Source organism: Gillisia marina (assembly GCF_000258765.1).
Lineage (GTDB): Bacteria > Bacteroidota > Bacteroidia > Flavobacteriales > Flavobacteriaceae > Gillisia > Gillisia marina.
On the sequence record NZ_AJLT01000049.1, the window covers coordinates 22,243 to 28,692 of the forward strand.

Annotated in this window: 7 protein-coding genes and 1 pseudogene; 3 read left to right on the plus strand and 5 right to left on the minus strand. The window is 34.6% G+C overall.

Translation table 11 applies throughout. The annotated features are described in order from the left end of the window. Window positions 1–56 precede the first annotated feature (56 nt). Entirely contained in the window at window positions 57–989 is a 933-nt protein-coding gene (locus ON07_RS11505; protein WP_010231553.1) for an HU domain-containing protein, read from the minus strand. A 180-nt stretch (window positions 990–1,169) separates the two neighbouring features. On the opposite strand from ON07_RS11505, the pseudogene dprA reads away from it, so the two are divergent. Together dprA and ON07_RS17205 are read left to right on the plus strand one after the other, a co-directional pair. Continuing rightward, window positions 1,170–1,948 (plus strand): annotated as a pseudogene (gene dprA, locus ON07_RS15370) (DNA-processing protein DprA); the annotation flags it as partial. A 144-nt stretch (window positions 1,949–2,092) separates the two neighbouring features. Continuing rightward, the gene (locus ON07_RS17205) at window positions 2,093–2,269 is read left to right on the plus strand and encodes a DprA-like winged helix domain-containing protein (RefSeq protein ID WP_237708914.1); all 177 of its coding nucleotides are present in this window, start codon (window positions 2,093–2,095) and stop codon (window positions 2,267–2,269) included. Here the strand turns inward: ON07_RS17205 and trpS are convergent. Then, entirely contained in the window at window positions 2,266–3,234 is a 969-nt protein-coding gene (trpS, locus tag ON07_RS11515; RefSeq protein WP_010231555.1) for a tryptophan--tRNA ligase, read from the minus strand. The genes ON07_RS17205 and trpS overlap by 4 nt on opposite strands. Before the next feature lie 73 nt (window positions 3,235–3,307). Between trpS and ON07_RS11520 the strand changes: the two genes are divergently transcribed. Beyond that, window positions 3,308–4,048 (plus strand): lysophospholipid acyltransferase family protein, encoded by a 741-nt coding sequence (locus ON07_RS11520; protein ID WP_033445101.1) that lies wholly within the window; start codon window positions 3,308–3,310, stop codon window positions 4,046–4,048. A gap of 8 nt (window positions 4,049–4,056) precedes the next feature. Here ON07_RS11520 and ON07_RS11525 read toward each other — a convergent pair whose 3' ends face one another. The 3 genes from ON07_RS11525 to ON07_RS11535 are packed head-to-tail and all read right to left on the minus strand — an operon-like array spanning window position 4,057 to window position 6,368. Further along, complete coding sequence (locus tag ON07_RS11525) at window positions 4,057–5,379, minus strand: hypothetical protein (protein WP_010231559.1); 1,323 nt, start codon at window positions 5,377–5,379, stop codon at window positions 4,057–4,059. Between the two features lie 2 nt (window positions 5,380–5,381). After that, on the minus strand, window positions 5,382–5,924 hold the full coding sequence (locus ON07_RS11530; RefSeq protein WP_010231560.1) for an RNA polymerase sigma factor: 543 nt from the start codon (window positions 5,922–5,924) through the stop codon (window positions 5,382–5,384). 24 nt (window positions 5,925–5,948) lie between these two features. Further along, a complete protein-coding gene (locus ON07_RS11535; RefSeq protein ID WP_010231562.1) occupies window positions 5,949–6,368 on the minus strand; it encodes a hypothetical protein in 420 nt (139 codons plus the stop codon). Window positions 6,369–6,450: the final 82 nt, after the last annotated feature.

The following is a 6,450-nucleotide window of genomic DNA, read 5'->3' on the forward strand; positions in this document are numbered from 1 at the left end:
CGCCAATTTTGGGCAAAGGTACAGTGCTAAACTAGTCTAAACAAGTTAATAGATTCTTAAAGTTCTTGAACGAGTAACCAAGATCCTGCGTTGTTCTTTTGCACCTTGTAAAGTGCATTTATTGCTTCTCTTCTTGTTGGATAACTGCTATAGACTACTTGATGCAAACCATATTTGTTCTCCCCAATGTATCTCGCTTTATGACCTTCAGCGCGTAGTTCTGTCACTTTTTGATGTGCATTCTCTTCTACACGAAAAGCTCCTGCCACAATATGATAATTTCCACTCTGGTTAGTTACCGTAAGTGTAATTTCCGGCAGCGGATTGTCTATAACAAAGGTAGCTTGCTGTATTTTTTGCTGAAGTTGAGACTCTGCAGCTTGCTGTTCAGCAATATTATGATTAGTTACTTGATTACTATATAATTTTAAGCCTGTAAAACCGGTTAATCCAATTGCAAGGATTCCAATTGCAGCATATTTTAAGTAAGAGGAAGCACTCCTTTTTTCCGGAGTGAACAAAATAGGTGCTTTTTCTTCTAATTCTTCAACTTGCTTTTTGAGAACTTCTCTGGAAACGGACATTGCAGGAATAGAAGCCAGTCCAAAAGCTTCAGCTAAAAAGTTGCTGGTAGTTAAGGGCTCAAACTGCAATTTACCTTCTTTAGTTACTTGAAATGTTCCTATATTTTTAACTGTAAAATTCTTATCGCTTTCCAGTTGTGATTGAAGTTGTTGTACGTATTCTTCAATTTTGTAGACAGCTTGTTTGTATCCTAAATTCTCTGATTCAGCAATATAATTAGCCAACAAACCATCATTTTTCTTTAACTGAGAGTTAAAAGAAAGCTGCTTTTTTGGCGGATAGAAATTTTGCTCTTTTTCATTGAATTCGGCGGAGACCTTTTGAGATAAAAAGGCACCAAACCCAGGCAAAATTACACACTCGTATCTATAAAGTAAATCGGAAATATAGGTTGCTATAGTCATCAAAACAAAAATAAGGATTAATGTGATAGTTTAAAATTAGCCAAAGATATCTTATTAACAAATCTTTTTTTGAGTATTTTTAATCCAACATTAAGCTGAATGCCAACTATTTGAGGCTCTTTGGTTATTATGATTTCAAAACTTCAGTTCAATTTTATCCTTTTTTGATTTTATAGTTATATGAATGATTCTGAATTACTTTCGGTTTTAGCACTTCAAAACGCCCCAAGTTTGGGAGATAGTACTGCCAAGAAATTAATACGGCATTTTGGATCGGCTGAAGCAATTTTTAAGGAGAAGCAAAGTAGCTTATTGAAGATTGATGGGATTGGAAAAATAAGGCTGAAAGGACTTTTTGATTCTGAAAGATTTAAAGCGGCTGAAGCGGAGCTCAACTATATTCAGAAAAATAAGATTAATTTTCATTATTTCCAGAATACAGATTATCCTGAAAAACTGAAGCATTGCTTTGATGGCCCTATTTTGTTTTTTTCTCGAGGGAATATCAATCTAGATAATAGTAAGATACTAAGTATTGTAGGTACTAGAAAAATCACATCGGCAGGAGTTGAATTTTGTGAAAAACTAATAGAAGAGCTTTCCCCTTTAAATCCTATTATAGTTTCGGGCTTTGCTTACGGTGTAGACATTACTGCGCACAAGGCCGCGGTAAAAAACAAATTGCAAACTATTGGTTGTCTTGCTCATGGATTGAATCAAATCTATCCTAAATCTCATGCCAGATATATTTCTCAAATAGAGGAAAACGGAGGCTTCTTTACCGATTTTTGGAGCAGCGACAGCTCGATAGAAATAACTTTTTAAAAAGAAACAGAATTATTGCAGGCTTAAGCGAAGCAACGGTAGTAATAGAAAGTGCTAATAAAGGTGGTTCATTGGTTACAGCAGATATTGCTAATTCTTACGATAGGGAAGTTTTTGCGGTTCCGGGAAGACCTTCAGACGTTCAAAGTGCTGGTTGTCTTAATTTGATTAAATCCCAGAATGCTCATGTATTAACTTCTGCGGTAGATTTATTATATATTCTTAATTGGGAGTTGAATTCTACCGTAAAGGAAATTCAGAAGCAATTGTTCGTAGAATTGGAGTCCAATGAGCAATTAGTTTACGATTTCCTGCAAGAACAGGGAAAGCAACAACTAGATCATATAGCGATAAGTTGTAAGATGCCCACATTTCAAGCTGCAGGGATTTTATTGGAAATGGAATTAAAAGGCGCAATAAGACCTTTACCTGGGAAACTTTTTGAGGTTATTTAATAGCCTAATTTGGCTCTTACTTTATCTAAAACCCTTGTCGCAACGGCGGTGGCTTTTATTGCTCCTTTTTCTAAGGCAGCATCAATTTCAGAAGGATTGTCCATATAATAATCATACTTTTCTCGTTCCTTTCCAAATCGTTCTACAATTAGTTCGAAAAGTGCCTGTTTTGCATGGCCATACCCATAATTTCCACCAAGATAATTTTGGCGTAATTCCTCTATCTGCTCCTTGTTTCCAAGTAATTTATAGATCGCAAAAACATTACAGGTTTCTGGATTCTTAGGCTCTTCCATAGGAGTACTATCGGTTTGGATTCCCATGATCTGTTTCCTGAGTTTCTTATCTGTCTGGAACAAATTGATAACGTTATCCTTGGACTTACTCATTTTGGCACCATCGGTACCGGGGATGTACATATTGTGTTCTTCTACTTTGGCCTGCGGAATAACAAAAGTATCTCCCATTTGCGCATGAAACCTTGATGCAACATCTCTGGTCATCTCTAGATGCTGCAACTGATCTTTTCCTACGGGAACAATTTCAGCATCGTATAAAAGGATATCTGCCGCCATCAACATTGGATAAGAGAATAAACCGGAATTTACGTCTTCTAACCTGTCTGCTTTATCTTTAAAAGAATGCGCAAGTGTTAACCGCTGATACGGAAAAAAGCAACTTAAATACCATGAAAGCTCAGTTACTTGAGGAATATCACTCTGTCTATAGAAAACGGTCTTTTCAATATCCAATCCAAATGCCAGCCAAGTTGCTGCTGTAGAGTAGGTGTTTTCTTTTAGAAGTGCTGCATCTTTAATTTGGGTTAAAGAGTGCAAATTGGCAATAAATAGAAAGGATTCATTTTCAGGCTTATTCGCCATTTCTATTGCTGGAATTATTGCTCCAAGTAAATTTCCTAAGTGGGGAGTTCCCGTACTTTGTACGCCGGTAAGTATTCTTGCCATGGAATTTTTAAATTTTCACAAAGGTACTTCTTTTGCTGAATTTGCTTAATTCATTTTAGTATTTTTGGCAACTATGAACATTTTAAAAGCTGGTTTAATCGCATTATGGAGAATCTGGTTCTATATTCTTATGGGACTTCCTATAATTATAATGCTGCCATTTTTATTGGTTTTTTCTTCTTCTGAAAAATTTTACTCTCAGTACTTTTATTGTACCCGCATTTGGGCAAAATCTATTTTATTTGGGATGGGTTTTATTCCGAAGAAATTGGATGCAGCTAACTTGAAGAAAGGAAACAGTTATATGTTTGTGGCCAATCATACTTCTATCATAGATATCATGATGATGTTAGCAGTGATAGATCATCCTTTTATTTTTGTTGGAAAGAAAGAGCTTACTAAAATTCCACTTTTTGGATTCTTTTATAAACGAACCTGTATAGTAGTAGACAGAGGGAATCAACAAAGTAAATTGCGTGTATTTAAAGAGGCGCAACGCAGATTAAAACAAGGGAATAGCATCTGTATTTTCCCTGAAGGCGGGGTGCCGGACGATAAAACCAGAGAACTGGTTGCTTTTAAAGATGGTGCTTTTAGATTGGCCATAGATCATCAAATTCCAATTGTGCCTATTACTTTTCATGATAATAAAAAGCGCTTTTCTTATACTTTCTTTTCTGGGAGCCCGGGAATTATGAGAGCAAAAGTGCATAAAGTAATCCCTACCATAAATAAAGGTCAAGAGGAAAAAAGGGAATTAAAAAAGGAAGTTTATGATGTTATACTTCACGAATTAAGAAATCCGTCCTTGTAAATTAACTTCTAGAATTTAAAGCTAAACCCAGAATATACCCCAAAATAATAAGGATTTACATTTCCTGTAGTATTGCTAAAGGTATTTAGTTGGTACTTAAATATTGGTTCAAAGTTAAGTTGAAACTGAGGAGAAATATTGTAATCTACTCCAACTCCAAGGTTTGTACTAAAGCTGATATTATTCAAATTATTAGCTTCTCCAAGATTTGTAGAAAAATCTGTAGAATTTAGAGAAATCATATTATCGTTAAGAAATAAAGTACTTCCTCCACCTATAATATTTAAACCTATTTTCTTGTCTATAATTACATATTCTATTTCCAGAGGAACTTCAATAAATCCTAATTTCTGATTTAAATACCCGGCGGTAGGTGCAGCAAGACTAGCACGATTAAACTCTGCAGAGGCATTTAAATTACTGAATTGGCGAACTGTTCTGTTTTCAATTTTAAAATTAGGCACATTTCCTTCAGAATAATTTATGCTACTTAGAGCTGTAGGATTTACCGCAGCAGTGAAAGCAATATCTTTTGTGTTGTAGCTTAAATCCACCTTACTAATCCCGGATCTAATCTTAATCTTATCAGAAATTTGATATGCTAAATTGATTCCATAAGAAACTGATATCTCACCACTACTTGCATTGTCTTCAAATTGTGAGTCTATAGATGTTCCACTTCCAAAATTATCGTAATAAATAGGAGCTGCCATAGTAGAAACTCGAAGTCTTTTAGGGGAAGTAGTGCTTTCTGCCAAAGCATCTTCTTTAATTTCTCTAGAAGGAATCGGTAAATCTTTCTTGTTTTCTAAAGAAGTTTTATTTTCAATAGCTCTATTTGGAGTAGAATTTACAACAGTATTATTATAATCACTGAAAGTATATTTATCGCTTGGAACCATAGAAATCACTTTGGTGTTTCTTTGATTAACTTCAGGATTGGGAGTATTTGCTACATTCCCTAAAGATCCATCTGAATCTTGCATATTGGTATCTTGCATAATCGCCTTCAATATTATAGAAGATCTAATCATGTTTTGAGTGTACTCTTGAGAAGCTAAACTAAAATTTAAAGAATCATCATCTACAAGTGATAATGCCGATTGGGAATTGGCAGTAGTATTTTTAAAAAGGCCACTGGCATAATTTATAAACAAGGCCAGTAAAGCTGCAACTCCGGCCATTTTATACCATAATGGTAAAATGCGTCGTTTTCTTTTATTTTCCTTTAAGCGAGAGGAGATGTTATCCCACACCACATCACGTGGCGTAGCTTCGAAATCTTTAAATTTCTCTTGAAAAACTCTATCTATGTGCTTTCTTTCTTCCATTCCTAATAAGATTGCGCCACGGCCATAACTTGACTAGCTTCAATCTTTTCTTTTAATATAATTCTTGCTCTTGCCAAATTAGATTTGGACGTACCTACAGATATTTGCATCATTTCTGCTATTTCCTTGTGGGAATAACCATCTAATGCATAAAAATTGAATACCTGCCTATACCTATCCGGCAATTCTTGTATAATCTTCAGTAAATAATCTACGGAAACAATTTCATCATCAATTTCAACTTCCGGTTCTTTTAATTGTTCTTCATTAACAATTTCAAAAACTGTTTGCTTTCTGTATTTCTGAAGCGTATTATTTATCATTACCCGCTTCATCCAACCTTCAAAAGAACCTTTATCTTGGTACTGTTTGATTTTGTTGAATATAATTATAAAACCATCTTGCAGGTTATCTTCAGCCTGCTGATGGCTGTTGGAATATTTTAAGCAAACAGCAAACAATTTATTGGCATATAGCCTATACAACTGTTCCTGCGCTTTTATATCCTGTTTTTTACAATTATGTATGAGTTGTTCTAAACTCAATCGTTAGGGTAAATTTTGTTAATATTAATTTCCTGACGGGATAATGGGAACCTCTTTTGTTAAAAATTTGTCTTCACCTACTGAAGATTTTCCCTGCCAGAACTTAAAGATATAAAAATCCTCTCGTTCTGCAACAAAATTTAATTTTGCTGTTTGCCGTAAATTCCCGGCAGAGTTACAATTAGTATTACCTGAACGATAACTGTTTACAACTCCAACTACAATTGTGTTTTCATTTTTGGAGACATCGAAGCCCGAAAAATAATGACAACTCGTAGTTTTATTAAAAAGAACATCAAACTCGTAAGCCTGCCCAGTTTTTAAACTATCTGGGATGTTTACAGACACTGTTGAAGCTAATTCTTGATTTAAAGAATCATTATCGTCTTTTGAACAACTTGATATTAGACAAGCGAAAAGCGCTAACGATAAAAATCTTTTCATTTCAAGAATTAATAAACCTTACAGGTTCCATAATTTACAGATGCATTTTTAACTAAAGGGTTGCGTATAAACATAAAAAAAA